21 protein-coding genes are annotated in these 22,084 nt (G+C 61.6%); 5 read left to right on the top strand and 16 right to left on the bottom strand.

From position 1 onward, the window contains the following. Positions 1 to 34 precede the first annotated feature (34 nt). The 9 genes from KUV51_RS09190 to KUV51_RS09230 form a co-directional block, all read right to left on the bottom strand. The gene (locus KUV51_RS09190) at positions 35 to 1,291 is read right to left on the bottom strand and encodes an adenylate/guanylate cyclase domain-containing protein (protein ID WP_222521343.1); all 1,257 of its coding nucleotides are present in this window, start codon (positions 1,289 to 1,291) and stop codon (positions 35 to 37) included. Beyond that, complete coding sequence (locus KUV51_RS09195) at positions 1,288 to 2,526, bottom strand: DNA recombination protein RmuC (RefSeq protein WP_222521344.1); 1,239 nt, start codon at positions 2,524 to 2,526, stop codon at positions 1,288 to 1,290. Before KUV51_RS09195 ends, KUV51_RS09190 begins: the two co-directional genes overlap by 4 nt. After that, positions 2,523 to 4,340 carry a DNA mismatch repair endonuclease MutL gene (gene mutL / locus KUV51_RS09200; protein WP_222521345.1) on the bottom strand — a complete coding sequence of 606 codons (1,818 nt, stop codon included), beginning with the start codon at positions 4,338 to 4,340 and terminating at the stop codon, positions 2,523 to 2,525. The genes KUV51_RS09195 and mutL overlap by 4 nt, the downstream gene beginning before the upstream one ends. A gap of 66 nt (positions 4,341 to 4,406) precedes the next feature. Continuing rightward, positions 4,407 to 5,615: a urate hydroxylase PuuD gene (locus KUV51_RS09205; protein WP_222521346.1), complete on the bottom strand. Its 1,209-nt coding sequence runs from the start codon at positions 5,613 to 5,615 to the stop codon at positions 4,407 to 4,409. Positions 5,616 to 5,747: 132 nt separating this feature from the next. After that, positions 5,748 to 6,758, bottom strand: coding sequence for a cytochrome d ubiquinol oxidase subunit II (locus KUV51_RS09210; protein ID WP_222521347.1), 1,011 nt, complete (start codon positions 6,756 to 6,758; stop codon positions 5,748 to 5,750). Between the two features lie 5 nt (positions 6,759 to 6,763). Next, the gene (locus KUV51_RS09215; RefSeq protein WP_222521348.1) at positions 6,764 to 8,152 is read right to left on the bottom strand and encodes a cytochrome ubiquinol oxidase subunit I; all 1,389 of its coding nucleotides are present in this window, start codon (positions 8,150 to 8,152) and stop codon (positions 6,764 to 6,766) included. A 261-nt stretch (positions 8,153 to 8,413) separates the two neighbouring features. Further along, on the bottom strand, positions 8,414 to 9,166 hold the full coding sequence (locus tag KUV51_RS09220; protein ID WP_222521349.1) for an SDR family oxidoreductase: 753 nt from the start codon (positions 9,164 to 9,166) through the stop codon (positions 8,414 to 8,416). A gap of 336 nt (positions 9,167 to 9,502) precedes the next feature. After that, positions 9,503 to 9,943 (bottom strand): hypothetical protein, encoded by a 441-nt coding sequence (locus tag KUV51_RS09225; protein WP_222521350.1) that lies wholly within the window; start codon positions 9,941 to 9,943, stop codon positions 9,503 to 9,505. A gap of 101 nt (positions 9,944 to 10,044) precedes the next feature. Next, a complete protein-coding gene (locus KUV51_RS09230) occupies positions 10,045 to 11,394 on the bottom strand; it encodes an aminotransferase class III-fold pyridoxal phosphate-dependent enzyme (protein ID WP_222521351.1) in 1,350 nt (449 codons plus the stop codon). A 196-nt stretch (positions 11,395 to 11,590) separates the two neighbouring features. Here KUV51_RS09230 and KUV51_RS09235 point away from each other — a divergent pair, with 196 nt between their 5' ends. From KUV51_RS09235 to KUV51_RS09245, 3 genes are read left to right on the top strand one after another with little or no spacing between them, the layout of a single operon-like run. Beyond that, positions 11,591 to 12,598, top strand: a complete 1,008-nt coding sequence (locus KUV51_RS09235) for an ABC transporter substrate-binding protein (RefSeq protein WP_222521352.1) — start codon at positions 11,591 to 11,593, stop codon at positions 12,596 to 12,598. A gap of 19 nt (positions 12,599 to 12,617) precedes the next feature. Continuing rightward, complete coding sequence (locus KUV51_RS09240; RefSeq protein WP_222521353.1) at positions 12,618 to 13,400, top strand: ABC transporter ATP-binding protein; 783 nt, start codon at positions 12,618 to 12,620, stop codon at positions 13,398 to 13,400. Then, positions 13,397 to 14,158: an ABC transporter permease gene (locus KUV51_RS09245; RefSeq protein WP_222521354.1), complete on the top strand. Its 762-nt coding sequence runs from the start codon at positions 13,397 to 13,399 to the stop codon at positions 14,156 to 14,158. Before KUV51_RS09240 ends, KUV51_RS09245 begins: the two co-directional genes overlap by 4 nt. Positions 14,159 to 14,224: 66 nt before the next feature. On the opposite strand, the gene KUV51_RS09250 is transcribed toward KUV51_RS09245, so the two are convergent. The 3 genes from KUV51_RS09250 to puuE are packed head-to-tail and all read right to left on the bottom strand — an operon-like array spanning position 14,225 to position 16,930. Next, the gene (locus tag KUV51_RS09250) at positions 14,225 to 14,716 is read right to left on the bottom strand and encodes an ureidoglycolate lyase (protein WP_222521355.1); all 492 of its coding nucleotides are present in this window, start codon (positions 14,714 to 14,716) and stop codon (positions 14,225 to 14,227) included. Further along, the gene (locus KUV51_RS09255) at positions 14,703 to 15,512 is read right to left on the bottom strand and encodes a bifunctional allantoicase/(S)-ureidoglycine aminohydrolase (protein WP_222521356.1); all 810 of its coding nucleotides are present in this window, start codon (positions 15,510 to 15,512) and stop codon (positions 14,703 to 14,705) included. Before KUV51_RS09255 ends, KUV51_RS09250 begins: the two co-directional genes overlap by 14 nt. Continuing rightward, the gene (gene puuE, locus KUV51_RS09260) at positions 15,509 to 16,930 is read right to left on the bottom strand and encodes an allantoinase PuuE (RefSeq protein WP_222521357.1); all 1,422 of its coding nucleotides are present in this window, start codon (positions 16,928 to 16,930) and stop codon (positions 15,509 to 15,511) included. The genes KUV51_RS09255 and puuE overlap by 4 nt, the downstream gene beginning before the upstream one ends. A 61-nt stretch (positions 16,931 to 16,991) precedes the next feature. Between puuE and uraH the strand changes: the two genes are divergently transcribed. After that, positions 16,992 to 17,351: a hydroxyisourate hydrolase gene (gene uraH / locus KUV51_RS09265; protein WP_222521358.1), complete on the top strand. Its 360-nt coding sequence runs from the start codon at positions 16,992 to 16,994 to the stop codon at positions 17,349 to 17,351. Positions 17,352 to 17,381: 30 nt separating this feature from the next. Continuing rightward, complete coding sequence (locus KUV51_RS09270; RefSeq protein ID WP_222521359.1) at positions 17,382 to 18,032, top strand: DUF6434 domain-containing protein; 651 nt, start codon at positions 17,382 to 17,384, stop codon at positions 18,030 to 18,032. A gap of 140 nt (positions 18,033 to 18,172) precedes the next feature. Here KUV51_RS09270 and KUV51_RS09275 read toward each other — a convergent pair whose 3' ends face one another. The 4 genes from KUV51_RS09275 to KUV51_RS09290 are packed head-to-tail and all read right to left on the bottom strand — an operon-like array spanning position 18,173 to position 22,058. Continuing rightward, positions 18,173 to 19,087 carry a metal ABC transporter permease gene (locus KUV51_RS09275; RefSeq protein WP_222521360.1) on the bottom strand — a complete coding sequence of 305 codons (915 nt, stop codon included), beginning with the start codon at positions 19,085 to 19,087 and terminating at the stop codon, positions 18,173 to 18,175. After that, positions 19,084 to 20,286 carry a metal ABC transporter permease gene (locus KUV51_RS09280; protein ID WP_222521361.1) on the bottom strand — a complete coding sequence of 401 codons (1,203 nt, stop codon included), beginning with the start codon at positions 20,284 to 20,286 and terminating at the stop codon, positions 19,084 to 19,086. The genes KUV51_RS09275 and KUV51_RS09280 overlap by 4 nt, the downstream gene beginning before the upstream one ends. Positions 20,287 to 20,289: 3 nt before the next feature. Further along, positions 20,290 to 21,087 (bottom strand): metal ABC transporter ATP-binding protein, encoded by a 798-nt coding sequence (locus KUV51_RS09285; RefSeq protein WP_222521362.1) that lies wholly within the window; start codon positions 21,085 to 21,087, stop codon positions 20,290 to 20,292. After that, positions 21,084 to 22,058, bottom strand: coding sequence for a metal ABC transporter solute-binding protein, Zn/Mn family (locus KUV51_RS09290; protein ID WP_222521363.1), 975 nt, complete (start codon positions 22,056 to 22,058; stop codon positions 21,084 to 21,086). Before KUV51_RS09290 ends, KUV51_RS09285 begins: the two co-directional genes overlap by 4 nt. Positions 22,059 to 22,084: the final 26 nt, after the last annotated feature.

The raw sequence follows: 22,084 nt of genomic DNA on the forward strand, positions 1-22,084 counted from the left end.
CACCTCCGCCTTATCTCACCCTACCCGAACGCACTCACGCCATCCGATCCGGCGCCTTGTTCAGCCCCCATGCAGAGATAGGTTGCTGACGACCGGGCAAGGCCAGTGACGGGAAGTGCTGCCAATCCGACTGCCGCACATCAAGCGCCTGCATCACGTCCTCGGAGACGAGCAGCGACACGCCTTCAACCTTGGTGGCAGCTTCGAGCCGGGCCGCCACGTTCACCGTGTCGCCCAAAACAGTGTATTCCAGCCGCCCCTGCCCACCGACAACGCCTGCAAACACCTCACCCAGATGGATGCCGATACCCAGGCGCACATCCTGGACACCGCCCAGAACTTCGCGGGCAAAAGCAACGGCACAGGTTGCAGCGTCGCTGTGCCGGTCATCAAACACCACCATCGCACCATCACCCACGAACTTGTCGACAATGCCCCCGGTCTCGTCCGCTGCCTTGGAAATGCTTGCGCGGTAGCGCGCGAGGAAGGCGGAGAGGTCCGCCGGAGACAATGTCTCGGCCCGCGCGGTGAAGCCACGGATGTCGACAAACACGACGGCCATACGCTGCTGTTGGCCCTCGCGCATCGCATCGAGCCCGCGGGTCGCCAGTTGTCCATCAAGCTCCGCAGGCAGGAAGCGGGTCAACTGACCGCGCGCCTCTGCTTCGTCAATGGACCGGCGCAAGAGCGCGCGGATCCGCATGGAGGCAGTGACCAGCACGCCAGCCGCAAGCGCGATCATGACGATACGAACAAGATTTGGGGGCCACCCGAACAGGAAGATCAACCCGGCACGCGCTTCCGCCTCTGTCGCGAGAAACGGGATCGTCAGGATGGCAACAAAGCCAACGATAAGCACGACAGACATGCATGCCAGAAGCGGAGGGTTGAAGCGGAGCGCACCGCAAGCCAGTACGACAGGGACCAGCCATATGGTTGGAAAGGCGGCAATGAACTGCCCCGAAAGCCCCATGTTCGACAGGCTCAACCATGTTCCGAGCAATACAAAAACGCAGTCGATCAGCGCGGAAGGCCATGCCATCCAGGCACGAAACCGGCCAGCACCGATCAAGACGATGATACCCAGCCCAAGCCCGAAATAGCTGAGCATGGTCATGGCGGCGTAGATCAGCTGCAGCTCCAGGACCCTGGAGTCGGGCAGACCCGTGAACCAGACGGTAACGAATAGAACAACGGCCAACGATGACGAAATGATCAGGCGCAGGATACCGATGAACCACTCGGCCTGCGCCTCGGCCTCGAAAAAGATACGCTGTGCCTGAGGGGTCATTCCGCTGCCGGTGGTCGATTGTCCAGCGCCAGCGCACCCTGATCCTGCAATTCTTCGAAGTCGAAATTGTCGAGCTTGCCCGCCCGCTTGCCCGCCCGTTCGGCGGCGGTGGTGATCCCTTCGACATCGCGGCGGGCCTGGTCGAAATGCGTTTCCAGCTTGCCCGCCCGTTCGACCACCAGTTCCACGTCGCGGTGCAGGTTGCGCAGCATCTTGCGGATCTCGCCCGCCTGCTCGCGCATCCGCGCATCCTTGAGGATTGCGCGCATCGTGTTCAGTGTCGCCATGCAGGTGGTCGGGGACACGATCCAGACCCGTTTGTCGAAGCCCTCGCGCACCAGGTCGGGGAAGTTCGCGTGCAGTTCGGCATAGACGGCCTCGGACGGCAGGAACATCAGAGCGCCGTCTGCAGTCTCGCCCTCGATGATGTACTTCTTGGAAATATCGGTGATGTGCTTCTTCACCGCCGTCTTCATCATGGCGACGGCCTGCTTCAATTCGTGATCCGCCTCAGCCCGGCGCAGCGCCTCATAGGCTTCCAGCGGAAATTTCGAGTCGATCACGATCGGCCCGGGCGGGTTCGGCAGATGCACCATGCAATCCGCCCGCGTTCCATTCGACAGCGTCGGCTGCCACGCATAACTATCGCTGGGCAGCGCCTTGCCCACGATGTCTCGCAACTGGATCTCCCCAAAGGCCCCCCGCGTCTGCTTGTTCGACAGGATGTCCTGCAGCTTCAACACATCGCCTGACAGGTTGGTGATGTTGTCCTGCGCCTTGTCGATGGCTGCCAGCCGTTCCTGCAACTGCGTCAGACTGGTTGTCGTCTGCTTTGAGGAGCCATGCAGGGTTTCCTTCATCCGCTCCTGCATCTCGGTCAGGGCGCGGTTCTGGTGCATCGCATTGTCGTTGAGCCGATCCTGCATCTGCTGCTGGACAGAGGCGAGCCGCATCTCAACCGTCTGCGCCAACTGCGCCTGACCATTCGTCGCCGTATCCGACACGGTCTGGATCGAGGCGCGCAATCCCTCCTGCCCCTGTGCCAGACCCTGCACGTGCTGGCCCAGATAGCCCAATTGCTGCGCAAGTGGCTCAGCAGCCCGCGCTGACCGACCCGCCGCGCGCAACGCCATGATCAGCAGAACCACGATCAAGCACAGGACCGCGGCCCCGATCAGGGCCACCATCACCAGCGGGTCGCTGGTGTCGAGGGGTGTTTCGCCAATCTGGATCATGTGCGCCCGAACAGCCGTTCGATGTCGGCCAGTTTCAACTCCACATAGGTGGGCCGCCCGTGGTTGCATTGGCCGGAATGCGGCGTCGCTTCCATCTCGCGCAGAAGGGCATTCATTTCCTCGGCGTGCATACGACGGCCCGAGCGGATGGAGCCGTGACACGCCACGCGGGACAAGATCGCCTCGACTTTCGCCTGTACGGACTGGGACGACCCCAGATCGGCCAATTCGTCCAGAATGTCATGGATCATTGCCTTGGCATCAACCTCGCCGAGGATCGCCGGGGTTTCGCGCACGGCAATCGCGTCTCCGCCAAAGGCTTCTATGCCAAGACCAAAACGCGCCAGATCATCAGAAATCTCAAGCAGGCGCGCGCAATCACCCGCCGACAGGCTGACAATCTCGGGGATCAGCAAGGCTTGCGCCGCCACGCCGTTCTCGGCCATCTGGCGTTTCAGCTTCTCATACACCAGCCGCTCATGCGCTGCGTGCTGATCGACGATGACCATGCCCGTGGCGGTCTGGGCAACGATGTAATTCTCGTGCACCTGTCCGCGCGCGACACCAAGCGGCAGGTCAGTCGAGGCCTCTTCGCTGTTGCTCATCGGCTGTGGTGTCTCAACCACCTGCGCGCTGAAGTCCTGCGCCATCTCGGCAAAGCCGGTATCGATGGGCGCGCGCGGCCCAAGGCTGGGCCGGTCCATCTGGTAGACGCGCGGCTCTGTCGGTTCCGGGCGCATCGCGCCCAGCGTGGCACCCGCCACGGTGGTTGACGCCCGGTGTCCCGCTTCGGCCAAAGCGTGGCGCAGGCCCGATACGATCAGCCCACGCGCCACACCGGGATCACGGAACCGCACCTCGGACTTGGCCGGATGCACGTTCACATCCACAAGCTGCGGATCGCAATCCACGAACAGCGCTGCCGCCGGGTGCCGATCACGGCTGAGGAAGTCGAAATAGGCCGCGCGCAGGGCACCGGTCAACAGCTTGTCCTTCACCGGGCGGCCATTCACGTACAGAAATTGCGCCACCGCCGCGCCGCGTGAATAGGTCGGCAAGGCCGCAAACCCGGTCAAGTGCAGGCCATCACGCTCGGCATCGATGGCAATGGCGTTGTCGGTGAAATCGCCACCCAGAACATCGCGCAACCGCCCCTTGAGGGCGGCGACCACATCCCCGCTCTGCGCCTCGGCCCTGAACACCGTACGGGGATCATTGGAAACGTCACGCAGTTCGAAGCGGATGAAAGGTTCGGCCATGGCAAGGCGTTTGACCACATCCGTTATGGCCTGAGCCTCGGCCCGGTCGGTGCGCAGGAATTTCAAGCGCGCGGGCGTGGCATAGAACAGGTCTCTCAGCGTGATTACGGTGCCGCTGTTCAACGCAGCAGGTTTCACAGCACCTATCTCGCCCCCTGCCACACTGATTTCCGCCGCACCCTCACCCGGCACACGACTGGTGATGGTCAAGCGGCCCACGGCACCAAGACTTGGCAGCGCCTCGCCCCGAAACCCGAAAGTGTGGATGTTCAGCAGATCACTGCCGTCGATCTTGGACGTTGCGTGGCGGCTCAAGGCCAGCGGTAGGTCGTCCGCCGAGATACCGCAGCCATCATCGGTGACCCGGATCAGGGTCTTGCCGCCGTCCGCCACATCAATAGAAATACGCTTGGCGCCCGCATCAATCGCGTTCTCGACCAGTTCCTTGACGGCGGAGGCCGGGCGTTCCACCACTTCGCCTGCCGCGATGCGATTGATCGCGGCATCGTCCAACTGTCGGATAACAGGACGTATATTGGGGGCGTGGGAGTTCATGCCACAAGACTTAGCATGAAGGGCTGCGATTCGACCATGCCGAGTTTGGCGGAGGTCACCTCCGCCTTACGATCCCGTCGCTGCCTTGTACCAGGCGACAATGGCCGCCCGCTCGTCCTCTTCCATGTAGCTCAGATTGGCGGGTGGCATCGCATGGGACACGCCAGATTGCAGATAGACAGCACGTGCATGGCGCGTCAGATCAGCTTCCGTCTCCAGCGCGACACCCTTCGGCGCCCAATGCAAACCGGGCCAGACCGGCTCGGCTGCATGGCACATGGAACAGCGTCCCAGAACGATGTCATGCACGTCCGTGAACCCCTCGGCCTCGGCAAAGCGCGTGACGACAGCCGCTTCGCGTTGCTCGGATGGGGCCACAGACAACCATGCGATCAGGATGAACAGGATCACCGTCACACCCCACGTCCAATGCGGGTTCCCCTTGCGCGCGTGATGGGTATTGAACCAGTGCCGGATCGTGACGCCCATCAGGAAGACAAGGCTCGCGATCACCCAGTTCCATTCGGATGCAAAGGCCAGCGGGTAGTGGTTGCTGAGCATCAGGAAGATGACAGGCAAGGTCAGGTAGTTGTTGTGGGTCGACCGCTGCTTAGCAATCTTGCCATAGATCGCATCCGGCGTCCGCCCCGCCATTAGATCCGCGACCACGATCTTCTGGTTTGGAATGATAATGAAGAATACGTTGCCCGACATGATTGTGGCCGTGAACGCCCCGAGGTGCAGCAGTGCCGCGCGCCCCGTAAACACCTGCGCATAAAACCACGACATCGCGATGAGCACTGCGAAAAGCGCCACCATCAACCCCGTCTGATCCGCGTTCACAAACACCTTGCAGAGCGTGTTGTAGATGACCCAGCCCAGCGCCAGCGACGCCAGCGAAATCCCCACGGCCTGCCATGTGGCCAGATCCATCACGTTGGGATCAATCAGGTAGAACTCGGCGCCCAGGTAGTAGACCAGCACCAGCAAAATGAACCCGCTGATCCACGTCCAGTAGCTTTGCCATTTGTGCCAAATCAGCCCGTCCGGCATGCCTGCAGGCGCCACGAGATACTTCTGGATGTGGTAGAACCCACCGCCATGAACCTGCCATTCCTCCCCATCCGCGCCGCTTTTCAGATTTCGGTCGCGGTGCAGGCCCAGATCCAGTGCGATGAAGTAGAATGACGACCCGATCCACGCGATGGCCGTGATCACATGCAGCCAGCGCACCGCAAATTCCAGCCACGCGCCCATGGCGGCGAAATCATACATGATGTTGGATCCCTTGCGTTCTGCGGCGCAGAATAGCAGCCTGCGCGCCAAGGGGAAGCGGGGATAGAGGGGACCAGCCCCCTCGCGCTGACGCGCTCACCCCCGTGGTATTTTCAGTCAGAAGAAGAAAGACTAGTCGTAGCGCAGTTCCGCTGCTTTACCCTTGAATACCCAATAGGCGAGCGCTGTGTACCCTCCGATCATGGGGATCACGAAGATGGCGCCGACCAGAATGATCATAAGGCTTTCGGGCGCGCTGGCTGCCTCGTAAATGGTCAGCTGTTCCGGCACCACATAGGGGTAGAAGGAATACGCCAAGCCGCCGAATGCCAGGATGTACAAAGCAATGGCATAGGAGAATGGCGCGCGCGCCCCGGCGTCCGTTGCATTGGGCAGTCGTTGCAGCGACCGCCACAACAGCAGAACCATCACGGCCGACAGGATGGGCAACGGGGCCAGCAGGAATATTTCGGGCACCGAGAACCACTTGTCGAAAATGCGCGGGCTGACAAGCGGCGTGGCGAGCGACACTGCCCCAAGGCCCAGGATCAGGCCCCAGATGCCACCCTTGGCCCAGGTCACGGCCTTGGCCTGCAACGCCGTTTCCGTCTTCAGGATCAGCCAGCACGCCCCGATCATGGAATAGGCGACCGTCAGAAACACCGCCGTGATACCGGCAAAGGCCCAAGTGCCCCAGGTGCTTTCCAAACCCATCACGTATTTGCCCAGCATGAAACCCTGCGCCAGCGACGTCATCAGCGACCCCACAAAGAACAGCCAGTTCCAGGTCGCCTTGTGCGGGGTGGGGGCCTTGACCCGGAACTCGAACGCCACACCCCGCAGGATCAGCCCGATCAACATGATGGCCACCGGCAGGTAAAGCGCCGTCAGGATGGTCCCGTGCGCAGTCGGAAAGGCCACCAGCAAAAGCCCGATGGCCAGCACCAACCACGTTTCATTCGCGTCCCAGAACGGACCGATAGAGGCGACCATCGTGTCCTTCTCTTCGTCCGTGGCGAAGGGGAAGAGGACACCAACGCCCAGGTCGAACCCATCAAGGACGACGTAAACAAGGATCGACACGCCCATGAGGGCCGCGAAGGTGAAGGGCAGCCAGACAGCCGGATCGCCAAACAGGTCCATTCACGTCACTCCGCCGGTATTTCGCGCGCAATGGCTTGCCCCGACAGGGGCGTGCGCGGGCGTGGCACATCCCCATCTACCGCCTTCCGCGCAAGGAAGAACAGAACCCCGATGTAGGCCGCAAGCAGCAGGGCATAGATCGCCAGATAGGCGGCCAAGGTGGTGCCGACGAAAGGCGCGGGCACATCGGCCACCGCCATTTCCGTGGTCAGCACGCCCTGCACGAGCCACGGCTGACGGCCGATCTCGGTCGTGTACCAACCGGCCAACGTGGCCACCCAGCCAGAGAACGCCATGGGCACCATCGCCAGCATCATCAGCTTCGGCACACCTTCGGGCCCACGTTTCTTGCGCAGCATCAGATACGCCGCGGCCCAACTGAGCAGCAGCATGGCAAAGCCTGTCCCCACCATGATCCGGAACGACCAGAATACGGGCGCCACCGGCGGGTGCATCACCGTACCATCATCGGCCACGAAGTCGTTCAGACCCGGCACGACACCATCGGCTTTGTGCTTGAGAATGACGGAGGCCATGTTCGGAATACCCACCTCCATGCGGTTCTCGCGCGCTTCTTCATCAGGAATGGCGAACAGCAGAAGGGGCACATTAGATTGCGTCTCCCAATTGCCCTCCATCGCGGCCACCTTTTGCGGCTGATGTTCCAGCGTGTTCAGGCCGTGCATGTCGCCCATGAAGATCTGCACAGGGATCAGCAGCGCACCCATGAAAACACCGGTTTTCAGGGTGACGCGCACGCTATTGCTACGATCCCCCAGAAGCCAACGGAACGCACTCAGACCCGCAATCAGGAAGGCCACGGTCAGACCCGATGCAAGCAGCATGTGGGTCAAACGATAGGGCATTGACGGGTTGAAGATGATCTCGAACCAGCTTGTTGCGTAAGCCACACCTTCCCGCATCTCGAATCCCTGCGGCGTGTGCATCCAGCTGTTCAGCACGAGGATCCAGAAGGCCGACATGGTCGTGCCAAACGCCACGAGGAAGGTCGCTAAGGTATGCAACCACCCCGGCACACGCGAAAATCCGAACAGCATGATACCCAGGAACACAGCCTCAAGGAAAAAGGCCGTCATGACCTCATAGGCCAGGAGCGGCCCGGCAATGTTGCCAACCGTCTCCATGAAACCGGGCCAGTTGGTCCCGAACTGGAACGACATGGTGATCCCCGACACGACCCCCATGGCGAAGGACAGGGCAAAGACCTTCACCCAGAAGCGATAGGCTTCCATCCAGCGCAGATTGCCAGTCGCGTTGTAACGCAGCTTGAAAAACAGCAGCACCCAGCCCAAGGCGATGGTGATCGTCGGGAACAGGATGTGGAACGAAATATTGGCCCCGAACTGAATGCGGGACAGCATGAGGGTGTCCATGAAAGACCTCTGCGAGAAACAGTTACCTTTGATGTCTTGAAGCAGATATAGAGGGGACCCTGCACAGATCAGCGGGGGTGCGACAGGGTGCACATGCGCGTTTTGTCACAGACAGCGTGTGGCGGGTTTCGCGTGACTTGTAGAAGCTGCCTCGGTGCAGCTACGGGATGGCAGTCGTTGGCGCGCAATGAAAAACCGATTGCCGATTTGCCGAACAAAGCGGACGCTGGCACTCACTTGGCCAACGTCCGCTTCTGCGCCCTAGAGTTTGTTGATTGAGTTTCCGCCATCCGCGATCATTGCGCTTCCGGTCACGAAAGACGCGTGATCGGAAAGGAGGAAGAGAGCCGCCTGCGCGATCTCGGATGGCTCGGCCATGCGCTTCAGCGCGTGGAAACCCCGCACGACCTCGTGAAAACCGGCATCCTCTCCAGCCATCGGTGTCTTGGTGCCTCCGGGCAGAAGCGCGTTGACGCGGATGTTCTCGGGTCCATGTTCCGCCGCCAGAACCTGGGTCATGCCGATCAGGCCCGCCTTTGCCGCAGCGTAGGCCCCCATACCGGGTAGGCCGATCGTGTGCCCGACGAAGGAAGAGGTGAAAACAAGAGAGCCGCCGCCGCGCTTCCGGATCGCCGGTATTTGATACTTCGCCGCATAGAATCCGCTGTTGAGATTCACCGCCAACACCTTGTGCCAGTTGCTCTCATCCATGTCGGGGATGGGACCCATGTCTCCCGTCACACCGGCATTGTTGAACGCACCATCAAGACTGCCGAAGTGTTTTTCCGCACATTTTACCAGCTCTTCCGCGTAGCCGCACTCTTCGACGTTCCCGGTCACGAATTCCGCTTCGCCACCATCGGCCAAAATCTCGTTGGCGATTTTCTCAAGCAGTTCACCACGACGCGCCCCCAGGACCAGTCTTGCGCCCTGCGCCGCGAAAATCTTTGCTGCGGCGGCCCCGATGCCGCTGCTTGCGCCAGTGATGATGATCGTCTTTCCGTGCAGAAGCATTCCCGTCTCCGTTGATGAAGTGTCAGGGGATGCCTATTCAAACGGCGCCATTGGACCGACCCGCTTCCTGCGCAAACACTCTCTATCCGGGCGCAAAGCGGCCATTCGCTCAAAGTGCAGCATCCGTTTTGAAGGGCTCGGTGCCGACCTTCGAGTAAACGCAGCATCAGTTCATTGCGAAATGCTCTGTCGTGATAGGAACCGGCCCATTCCCGCCGTTCGACGTGGGTCCTGAACGCTGCGGTTGGCCCGCTTTTCGGACATTCGCTGCAAGCGCAAAATCGTGACAGGGTCGAACTCACGGACTGCGGGACAAAGCCGCCGTTCGAGATAGTTCTACGTATGCTCACATGGCATCTTCTGCGAATGTACGAACTTTCTTGCTCTGGGGATCGGGTCGCCGAAGTATTGATCAGGACCGAGGTGCTGCCGCTTGTTCAATTCGAAAGTATCAAGCAGGCAAAAGTCCACCTTTGCCACGGTTGCGGTCCACCCAGAGAAGTGCCCTTGATGCCACTTCCAATATCGTGAGAGCAGATTTTCGCGATAAGAATAGCCATGAAAATCAAATGCTAGCACACCGTTTGTAGCATAGACGTGGCTACCGCGGAATCCATCTCCAGGCGCAATCCACTCTCCGTAGAACCCCTCCGCCGAAGTCTCTTCCAGAAATACACCAGCTAGAATGTGACAGGCACCAAACCCGAAGAACACACGGTCACGCTGTTGCCAACGCTGTTCCGGGTCGCTCTTAAAGTTGCGCTTAGGTCTGAACATGCAGCCAGATTGGTCTCACGAGGGGGCAAGTTCAATCTGCATTTTGGGCTCAAAGCGCACCTAAAGTGTCGCCCTATCAACACGCGAACGGCTGCGATTGGCTAGCTAGCCGCCAAACCCGCGTCCAAGGCAGTCAGCACCTGCGCCACCTCACTTTCGGTGATGACCAACGGCGGCGACATCATGATATTGTTGCCCCCGATGCGCACCATTGCACCAGCCTCATAGGTCGCCTTGTGAACGCGTTTCATACTGTCGGCATCCAGCGGCGTCTTGGCCGCCCGGTCGCTCACAAGCTCAATGCCCGTCATCAACCCATGCCCGCCACGCACATCACCCACGATGTCGTACTTCTCCATCAACGCCACGCAACCCTCATAAAGCTGCATACCCCGCGGTCCGGCGTTCGCCTTTGTATCAAGGCGCAAGGTCTCCTCAAGACAGGTTGTCACCGCTGCCGCGCCAACCGGATGGGCAGAATAAGTATAGCCGTGAAAGATTGCGCCGTCCGCGTCCGCCTTCTCGAACACGTCAGCCACCGCTTCACTCATCAGCGCAGCACCCACCGGGAAATAGCCCGAGGTGATCCCCTTGGCACAACTCATCATGTCCGGCTGCACGCCCCAATGACGTGACCCGCTCCAATCGCCGGTCCGGCCAAAGCCGGTAATCACCTCGTCGGCGATCATCAGAATGCCGTGTCGATCACAAATCTCGCGCATTAGCGGCATGAAAGTCTCATGCGGGACAATGACGCCCCCCGCGCCCTGAATGGGTTCCATGATAAAGGCGGCAATGCTCCCTGCCCCCTGAAACTCGATCTCATCCTCCATCGCGGCGGCAATGTTCTGGGCAAGTTTGGCCGGATCGGTCTCGTGAAACGGATTGCGAAAGGGATAGGGCGACGGCAGGTGAAAACAGCCCGGCATCAGCGGCTCATAAGCCACGCGGAACCGGTTGTTCCCGTTTACCGACGCGCCGCCAAAATGCGTCCCGTGATAGCCCTTCTTCAGCGACAGGAACTTCGTCCGCCCCGGCTCCCCCTTGATGCGATGGTACTGCCGCGCCAGGCGCAGGCACGTCTCGACCGAGTCTGACCCACCCGAGGTAAAGAACACCCGCGCCATGCCATCCTCGGCAAAGAACTCGCGCACGGCATAAGACGCCTCGATCGCAGTCGGGTTCGACGTACCGAAAAATGCCGAATAGTAAGGCAGATCATAAAGCTGCTTGGCGATCGCATCCTTCACCGCGTTGTTGGAATACCCAAGGTTCACGCACCACAGACCGCCCACGGCATCGACGGTCCTATGCCCGTCGATATCCTCGATCACGGACCCTTCAGCGCCCGTGATAATGGTCGGCGCATGGGCCATCGCCTCACCCGGATGGCCCATGGGATGCCACATGTGGCGGGCATTGTTGGCGCGCAGGAAATTGTCGTCTTTCATCTTCGGGCCTCCTTCTGGGTTCAGACACAGAAGGCCACGAACACGGCGCCCGCACAATGCAGATCAAAAGCGTTTGCACATTTTTTCATCACACCGCACAGTCCCGACGCAAAGAAAACGACGCGGCAGGGGGGCAGCCGTTCCGTCCCGGAACACCACCCCCTAACGTCGCGCAGTCACCACCTGGGAGAAACCTATGCTCAAACGCACCCTCGCCGCCTTTGCGGCCACGGCCACGCTCGCCACCGCCGCATATGCGGAAACAGACGTCCCCTTTGCCCTCGACTGGAAATTCGAAGGGCCCTCCGCCCCCTATTTCGCCGCGATTGATAACGGCCATTTCGGCGCGGCTGACCTGAATGTTGAAATCTCGGCCGGCCAAGGCTCGCTCGACGCGATCCCCAAAGTGGCCTCTGGCGCGTTCCCGATGGGCTTTGCGGACATCAACAGCCTCGTCAAATTTCTCGATCAGAACCCCGGCGCGCCCGTAACGGCCGTGATGATGGTCTATGACAAGCCGCCCTTCGCCGTCGTGGGCCGCAAGTCGCTGGGCGTGTCCGAACCCAAGGACCTCGAAGGCCGCGTTCTGGGCGCCCCACCCCCCGATGGCGCATGGGCACAGTTCCCGGCCTTCGCCACGGCCAACAGTCTGGACGTGGACAAGATCACGGTGGAACCCGTGGGCTTCCCCACCCGCGAACCGATGCTGGCCGAAGGCAACGTGGCCGCCGTCACCGGATTTTCCTTCTCGTCCTTCCTGAACCTCGTGCGCCTCGGCGTGCCGGAGGAAGACATCTCGACCATCCTCATGGCCGACTATGGGCTTGAGCTCTATGGCAATGCGATCATCGCGAACACCGACTTCGCTGCTGAAAATCCCGAGATTGTGACCGGTTTCCTGACCGCCGTTGCCGCTGGTTGGAAAGACGCCATCGCGGACCCGGCCAAGGCCATCGAAAGCCTGGTGGAGCGCAACCCCGCCGCCGACGCAGCACTTGAAAAACGCCGCTTGCAACTGGCCATCGACGCCAATGTGCTGACGGATGCGGTTCAGGCGAACGGTATGGGTGCGGTGGACGCAGACCGCATGGCGACAGCACTGGAACAACTGGCCGAAACCTACGAGTTCCAGAACGCGCCTGACGCCAGCCTCTACTTCACCGACGCATACCTGCCAGCGGCAGATGCGCGCAAACTCCAGTAAGAAAACAGCGCGCGCCCCTATGAGCAATCTCATCGACATCAAGGGCGTGCGCCACGCCTACAAAACCCCCTCCGGCCCGCTGCCTGTGCTCGACGGGCTGGAGCTTTCGGTACCCGAAGGCGGCTTTGTCGCTGTCGTCGGGCCCTCAGGCTGCGGCAAGTCCACCCTGACGCGGCTGGTTGCCGGGCTGATGAAGCCGGACGCAGGCGAGGTCTGGCTCCACGGCGAACTGGTCAAAGGCCCCAAATCCACTGTCGGTATGGCCTTCCAGAACCCGGTGCTGCTCGAATGGCGGACCATCCTGCAAAACGTCATGCTGCCGCTTGAAATCGTCTCGACCGGCATGTCCAAACGCGAACAGGAAGACCGCGCACGGCACCTTCTCGATCTCGTGGGCTTGTCCGGTTTCGAAGACAAACGCCCGTCAGAGCTGTCCGGCGGGATGCGCCAACGCGCCTCGCTTTGCCGATCCATCGTTCACAAGCCCGAAGTGCTGATCCTCGACGAACCCTTCGGCGCGCTCGATGCCTTCACCCGCGAAGATCTCTGGCAGACCATGCATAAGGTCAAGGCCGAGGAACCCTTTACCGGCGTCCTGATCACCCACGACCTGCGCGAGAGTATCTTCCTCGCCGATCAGGTCATCGTCCTGTCGGGCCGACCCGCCAAAACCCAATACGTGATGGACGTCCACCTGACGGGCGAGCGCGACATCGAAATGCTCTACACGCCCGAGTCCGCAGACGCGCTCAACACCCTGCGCCAGCAAATCCGCATCGCCCAAGGGAGGGAGGCCGCATGACCCTCCGCCAGATCGGCGTCCCCCTCGCCGCACTCATCCTCTTTGGCCTGTTCTGGGAATGGCTCGTCTGGGTCAACGGCTGGCCCAACTACAAGATGGCCTCGCCCTCCGACATCTGGCCCGCCTTCTGGAAATTCCGGGGCCTGTTCTTTGAGTACGGCTGGGACACGCTGTGGCGCACTGTTGTGGGCTTGCTGTTATCGGTAGTCTTCGGCGTCTTCCTCGGCATGATCATGGGCCTGTCGCGCACGATGCGCGACGCGCTCTACCCGCTGCTGGTCGGTTTCAACGCCATTCCCAAGGCGACCGTCGTGCCGATCATCGCCCTGATGTTCGTGGGCCAGCACGACATGAACACGATCCTGATCGCCTTCCTGATCAGCTTCTTCCCCATCGCCGTCTCCGTCTCCATCGGCCTGTCCACCCTCGAACCAGAATACCGCGACATCCTCGCCTCCCTCGGCGCCTCAAAGTTCACGATTTTCTGGAAAATCGCCCTGCCCAAGACCCTACCAGAGTTCTTCGGCGCCCTGAAAGTTGCCGTGACCCTCGCCTTCATCGGCACCAACCTGATGGAGATTGTCGAACCCCACGGTCGGGGCCTCGGCCACCTCTTCGACAGCGGCAAGATCAGTGCCGACTACCCGCTGATGTTCGCCGTTCTGATCGCCTTGGCGCTGATGGGGATCGTGCTCTACTACGTGGTGGTGGCGCTGGAAAAAGTGTTCGCCGGCTGGGCCGAACGCAACCCGACGTGATCCAAAGGCCGCCTTGCGGCGACGACACTACTTGCTTGGGGCTCTGCCCCAAACCCCGAAGTATTTTCAGTCAGAAGAAACTGTATAGGGGGGATCGAAGCGCACTTCTTCGAGATTAGTGCCGTCTCCGATCCGGTCGATCACGGCAAAAAGGCCCGGTGCGTGGAGCGGTGTCAGAACCCCATGCCAAGTCCCCCGGTGGAAATTGATCGCCTGCCCCGGTCGGGTAAGGAAGGCCAGCGGTTCACCCGGCACTACACCGTCGCTGGGCGCCACGACCACCAGGAAAGGGTGTTCGGTCATCGGCACAAAGCATTGCGATCCGTCGGGATGCCGTTCCAGCAGGTCCAGCGTGTAGGGCAGACTACGCGGCTCCGCGTTGAACAGGCTGATCCCCGCCCGCCCATCACTGAAATCAAGCTGCGCCCGGTCGTGATAGCGCCCGCATTTCCCCGTATTGATGATCTTGTCCGGATCACCCGCGCAATCCAGCACATCCCCAAAGGGGGCAAAGGCCTCTGCCGTCAGCGGCTGCGCCTTGATCTCATAGCGGGACATGCCGGTTCACATCCTTGTAAAGCAGGTACCGAAACGGCCCATCCCCCGTCGCAATACACGCCTGTGGGCAGAAAGCGCGCAGCCACATGAAGTCACCCGGCCCCACGCTCACCCAATCCTTGTTCAGCAGATACTCCGCCGTCCCTTCCAGCACGTAAAGCCCGTGTTCCATCACATGGGTCTCCGCAAAGGGAATGCGCCCGCCGGGCTGGAAATTCACGATGTTCACGTGGCAGTCATAACGCAGGTCCAGCGGATCCAGAAACCGCTGCGTCGCCCACATGTTCCCACAATCGGGCATCGGCGCGGCAGGCACATCGCATTCATGCGTCACGACCACGTCGGGTAAGCCCAACCCCGCGCCGGCCACGTATTTCTTGCGCACCCAATGCACGCCACAGGGCTGCTCTGACCGGTTCCACAAGGTCCACCGCGCGCCAGGCGGGATATAGGCAAAGCTGCCCGGCCGCAGCTCGTGCAGGTCCGCCCCCAGCGTCAGATGCGCCGTCCCATGAGCCACGAACAGCACCGCCTGCGCATCCATGTCGGGTTCGGGATCGTTGCTGCCACCCTCGGGGTCCAGTTCGATCGCATATTGGGCAAAGGTCTCGGCAAACCCACTCAAGGGCCGGGCCAAGATCCAAGCCCGCGTGCCGTCCCACCCGGGCAAGAAAGAGGTGACAATGTCCCGCTGCACCGACGCCGGGATGACGGCATAGGCCTCGGTAAAGATCGCCGTGCTTTCGGGATGCTCGTTCTGGCTCGGCAACCCACCGGGGGGGAAAGCGTAATTCATCCCATCGCCTCCAGCCGCAGCCGGGCGATACGTTCCACCTGACGACAGGCTTCCGCCATCTCGACATCCGTCTCGTTGTCTACCCGCCGCTCAAAGGCACGCAGAATACCCGCCTTGTCGTGATCCTTCACCGCGATGATGAAGGGAAACCCATGCTTCTCGGTATACTCCGCATTCAACCGCTCAAAGGCCGCACGCTCCTCATCCGTCAACGCATCCAAGCCAGCACTTGCCTGCTCCTCCGTACTCTCCGCGGTCAACCGCTTGGCCGCCGCCAGCTTGCCCGCGAGGTCGGGGTGCGCGCGCAACACCTCCAGCCGCTTGTCCTTGGTTGCGGCCCGAAACACACGGCACAACGCATTGTGCAGCCCTTGGGGCGTGTCATGCGCAGGCCCCAACTCCAAGGCGTACGCGCCCTCAGCAATCCACGGCGAATGTTCAAAGATACCGCCGAACGTCTCTACAAACGACGCCCGGTCCAAGTGAATCCACCCGCGCTCAGCCACCGGCGGGTGCGCCTCGGCCCAATGCGCCGCAATGTCCCGCCGCCGCGCACACCACACGCCCTCATGCCCCTGCACATACTCGATGAACCGCCGCAGCGCCTGCACCCGACCGGGCCGCCCGACAAGACGGCAGTGCAGGCCAATGGACATCATCGCAGGCCGCCCCGCCGCCCCTTCGGCATAAAGCGCATCAAACGTATCGCGCAGATAGGCAAAGAACTGGTCCCCGGAATTGAACCCTTGCGACGTGGCAAAGCGCATGTCGTTGCAGTCGAGCGTGTAGGGCAAAATCAACTGATCCCGCGCACCAAGACGCGCCCAATAGGGCAGGTCGTCATCATAAGTGTCACTGATCCAGTCCATCCCACGCTCGGCGGCCAACCACACCGTGTTTTCCGAACACCGGCCCGTATACCAACCACGCGGACGCTCGCCCGTCACCTCCGTATGCAAAGCAATCGCGGCGTCCATGTCCCGCGCCTCGTCCTCGGGCGTGTGATCCTTGTAGTCGATCCACTTCAGCCCATGGGACGCAATCTCCCATCCGGCGCCCTGCATCGCCTCCACCTGCGCCGGGCTACGCGCCAACGCCGTCGCGACGCCGTAGACAGTCACCGGCACGCGGGTCTCAGTAAACAACCGGTGCAAGCGCCAGAACCCGGCGCGCGCACCGTAGTCGTAGATAGACTCCATGTTCCAATGCCGCTGCCCCGGCCAAGGTGCCGCCCCGACAATCTCGGACAGGAACGCCTCTGACGCCGCATCACCATGCAGCAGACAGTTCTCGCCCCCCTCTTCGTAGTTCAGGACAAAGGACACGGCCACACGCGCCCCACCGGGCCACGCCGCATCGGGCCGGTCGGCCCCGTAGCCATGAAAATCGCGCGGATACCGCGGTGGCAACTCGGCCATGGACTTCCCCAGACAATCAAGGTGAGATGCCGTAATCTGCGACCAAACAGGGCGATATGCAATGGCAGCCGGATACCTCACCACCCATGTCCTCGACACAGCGCGCGGCGTGCCTGCCGCTGGCATAAAAATTGCGCTCTACCGGGTGTCGGGCAACAGCCACAAGAAAATCGCCGAGGCCGAAACCAACGCTGATGGCCGCACCGACAGCCCGATCCTGCCCCAGGGCAAGATGAAACAGGGCCAGTACGAACTGATCTTCTTCTGCGGCGACTACCTCGACCGGCACGGGCTAAACACGGATGAGGTGAAGTTCCTCGACCAGGTGCCAATTCGCTTCGGGATCACGGATGCAGAGGCGCACTACCACGTGCCGCTCCTCCTCTCCCCCTACGGCTACTCGACCTATCGCGGCAGTTGACGCGGGCGGCACCGGCAATACCTGCCGATGATGACCAACACACGCCCGCCCGTTGACCCAACCATGACCGCCACCGAGTTCGACCGCTGGTACTGGCCGGTCGAGGCGTTGAAGGAGTTCTGTGAGGCGCTCGACATTCCCGCCTCGGGCACCAAGGCGACCCTGCGGGATCGCGTGGCTGCCGCTCTTGCGGGCGCGCCTTTGCCCAAGTCTCCGAAACAGCGCGGCACCAGCCGTTTCAACTGGGCCAAAGCCGAGCTGACGCCCGATACGGTGATCACCGACAACATCTCCTTTGGTCCAAACGTGCGTGGCTACTTCAAAGCCGCCATAGGCCCCAGATTCTCCTGCCACGGCGATTTCATGGACTGGATGCGCGCCAATGCAGGCGCGACATTGGCTGATGCCGAACAGGCATGGCGCACGCTTGAAGCGCGCAAGGACGACCCGACTTTCCGGCGCGAGATCGCGACCTGCAACAACTACCTGCAATACCTGCGCGATGCCCGCGACATGCATCCCGACCTGACCCTCGATCAGGCCAAGGCGTGCTGGGACGCCAAGAAAATCCAACCCGCCCCCGGCGGCTACGTCCAATTCACCAGCAACGACCTGACCGCCCTCAACAGCGAAGACACCGGACCGGTGGATGAGCGCCCCCGTGCATTAACCTCTCGCTAACCTTTGCCACCGCACGCACCGTTAACCCGTCAAAATCACCCCATACGGCATCGAAGGGGTGCACAGGGGGTGACAGCGGCATTTCCCAGCAAAATAAGGGGTTAACGCAGCAATGCGTGACGTCGCGGCAGATCGCGCCGTTAACCGTTGCGCGTACGGTGCGGTCCCGCCACGGCCGCAACACCCAGAATGATGCCCGATACGGTCGCAATCATCCCCGCCGCACTGACCGAGTCGGAGGCGCCGATCCACAGCGGCCCGTACCCCGCCAGCACATATCCGAGCACGGCAGCCAAGGCCGCAAACAGCACCGACCACGCCACCTGATGGCCCAGCCGGTTGGTCATCATCCGCGCCGCAGCAGGCGGACAAATGAACATCGCGATCACGATGATCGACCCCACCGCGTCAAAGGCGGCCACGGCGGCAATCGCCGACATGATGACTAGCGCCAACCCCAGCGGCCCGGTGCGAATGCCCAGCCCACGGGCAAACCCCTCGTCGAAAGTGGACAAGGCCAGCGGACGCCAAAACAGCCATAAAAACAAACCGATAACGACCAACGCCAGCGCCATCCGCGGCAGCTCCACCGGCAGTCCTGCCAATGCCACAGGGTCCGTCAGGGACGCCCAACCGGTCGCATCCAGCCAGATCAGACTCTCCAGATTGCCATAAAGCGCATGCTCCACATCCAGGTGCACATTGGACGTATCCGACTGCTCCAACAGCAGCACGCCGCCCGCAAACATGGCGGTGAAAATCACCCCCATCGCGGCGCCGGATTCAATGCGCCCCAGCCGCCGCACGGCATCAATCGCAACCACGGCGATCACCGCCGCACCGGCAGCACCAAGCAACATCGGCCCCGTCGCCACAAGCCCGGTCAGCAGGAATGCAACCACGATCCCAGGTAGTACAACATGGCTGATCGCATCCCCAATCAGCGCCTGCCCCCGCAACAACAAAAAGTTCCCCGGCAGCGCACAGGCAATGGCAACCAGCACCCCGATCACGATGGGGGGCAGGGACAGGGCCACGAACTCCGCCCCCATCACGCAACGACCTCTGGCGCACTGATTTTCGTATCAATTTCAATCAGTTGATCCGGCGTCAAAACCGTCTCAATCGGCGTCAAACCATCGTACCGCGTCGCCGCCAGGGCATAGGCCTGATCCCCCCGCACAATCGCCCACCGCGTCTCATCAAGCAGCGCCTTCGACGCCGCCGCCTGCCCCTCAGCGGTGGGCACACCGTCCGGCAAAATCAGCCCCGCGCGGGTCAGCAATCGCTGCGTCAACGTCTCATAAATCGGCTGGCCTTGCGCCAGCGCAAGCAGCCCCTGCCGGACATGCACCCGGCGTTGGTAGCGCAAGTGGGTCAGCACCGATGCCAGCACCCCGCGACGCGGGGAAAAGAGCAGGGAAAACAGAAAGATACCAAAGCCAACCAGCACGACAATCGGCCCCGTGGGCAATGCGGGCGCAGTGGCAGAGACCGCCGCTCCAACAAAACCCGACAGCCCACCCACTATGCCTGCAATGATCACCACATGATCCGCGCGTTCTGTCCAGAACCGCGCCGTGACCGCGGGCACGATCAGCAAGGCAACAATCAGGATCAGCCCCACAACCTTCAGCCCCACGACCGTGACCACCAGCACGATCCCCATCATCGCCAGATCAATGCGCGGCAGCGACCACCCCGTCGCTTCGGCATAGCCGGGATCAAAGGCCGCCAGCGCCAGCGGCCTCCGCAGGATCAGGACCAGCGCCAGCACCGCAGCCGCGGACGCGGCCAGCAGGATCGCATCACCGCGCAGCATGCCTGCGGTCGAGCCGAGCAAGAAGCTTTCGAGCCCCGCCTGGCGGCCCGCATTCATGGTCTGGATCACGGTCAACATGACCACACCGAAACCAAAAAACACTGATAAAACAGCGCCTATAGCCGCGTCTTCGCCCAGCCGTGTCCGCCGGGTCAGCCACTGCACGCAGAGCAGGCCAATCGCGGCAGATACACCCGCACCCAGCAGCAATCCCAAGAGCGATCGGCCCTCCCCACCCATCGCCACCATGATGACAAAGGCAAGGCCGACACCGGGTAGTGTGGCATGTGAAATCGCGTCGCTCACCAGCGCCCGCTTGCGCAAAAAAAGGAAGGTGCCCGCGACACCGGAGGCGATGCCCAACAAGCACGCCCCAATCGCCACAAGTGTCGCGTTATAGCCAAGCTGCAGCAGCAGCGCGTCGGCCAACATGGCTTAGCCCGCCACGCTTTCCGGGTCCGCCCGTGCCGTGGTCAGACGCCCGCCATAGGCGGCGTTCAGGTTATCTTCGGTAAATGTATCGGCCACGGGTCCGGCGGCGACGACCTGCGTATTCAACAACACAACATCGTCGAAGTAATCCGGCACCGTGGCAAGGTCATGATGCACGGCCAAAACCGTCTTGCCTGCATCGCGAAGCCCTTGAAGAACCGCAACAATCGCCTTCTCCGTCGCGGCATCCACACCGGCAAAGGGTTCGTCCAGAACATAAATATCAGCCTCTTGCGCGAGCGCGCGAGCGAGGAATACACGCTGTTGCTGACCACCGGACAATTGTCCGATCTGACGGTGGGCGAAATCAGCCATGCCCACCCGATCCAAACAGTCACGGGCCAGCGCCCGATGGCGTCCGCGCACCCGGCCCAGAAGACCGAGTTGCCGATACATCCCCATCATCACCACGTCGATCACGCGCACCGGGAAATCCCAATCCACGCTGGCGCGCTGCGGCACATAGGCAATGCGATCCCGCATGTCGGCCATGGTGCCGCCAAAGACCGTAACCGAACCTGCAAGTGGTGTGATCACGCCCAGCGCGGCCTTGAGCAAAGTCGATTTGCCCGCACCGTTCGGACCCACAATCGCGGTCATCGCGCCCGCCCGCAGGGTCATATCGACGGAAAAGATCGCAGGCGTCTGACCATAGGAAACGGTCATGCCCCGCACCGCCAGCGGGCTTGCTGCGCGCACTGCCTGATCGGTATCGCGGTCGGTGACGAGGGTCAGGTTCATGCCGCGGCCCTCAACTTGCCAAGGCGTCCACCGGCGGGCGTGTCCACGCCCAGCGCACGGGCGATGGTGGTCACGTTGTGGTCGATCATACCGAGCCACGTCCCTTCGTAGGTGCCGTCCGGCCCCATCGCGTCGCTGAACAGCGACCCGCCAATTCGGACCTCGTGCCCTTGGGCAGCAGCGCCTTCGACAAGCGCGCGGATGTTGCGATCAGATACGGATGTCTCGACAAAGACAGCCGGCAGCTGCCGCTCCACCAGGAAATCCACAAGTGTGCGAATCCGGTTCAACCCCGCCTCGCTTTCGGTCGAAATGCCCTGAATGCCCATCACCTCGAAGTCGTAGGCCGTGCCGAAGTAGCCAAAGGCATCATGGGCTGTCAAAAGCACTCGCCGCTCAGCCGGAACGCTGGTCAGCAGATCGCGGGCATAGGTTGCCAGCGCTTGCGCTTCTTCCTGAAATGCGGCGGCATTGGCGTCGAACTGTGGGCGAGCGTCCGGGCGCAGTTCGACCAGCGCATCGATCACGGCAGGCACGCATTGCACCCACAGGTCCGGGTCCATCCAGATATGCGGATCAAAGCGACCTTCGTAGTCTTCGTGCGCAACCAAGAGGTCGGAGTTAACCGTCTCTGCAATGGCATAGACCGGCTGCCTGCTTCCAAGATCCAGCAGGAAGTCTTCCATCTGCGCCTCAAGATACAGACCATGCCACATGACCGCGTCCGCACGTGTCATGGCGACAATGTCGCTACGGGTCTGACGATAAGCATGCGGGTCCACACCAGCACCCATTAGACCCGTGACCGCAACCTGATCACCACCAATAGAACGCACCAGATCGGCAATCATGCCCGTTGTGGACACGATGTTGAGCGGAGAGGACGCGGCATAAGCGGGTGCGGCGACCAGGGCGCCAAGACCTGCAAGGACGGCGCGACGAGACGGTGCAAAGGCAAGTGTCTGTGTCATGAGATTGAATATGAGAACCATTCGCA

The sequence above is a fragment of the Tateyamaria omphalii genome, from assembly GCF_019802125.1.
Taxonomy (GTDB): domain Bacteria; phylum Pseudomonadota; class Alphaproteobacteria; order Rhodobacterales; family Rhodobacteraceae; genus Tateyamaria; species Tateyamaria omphalii_B.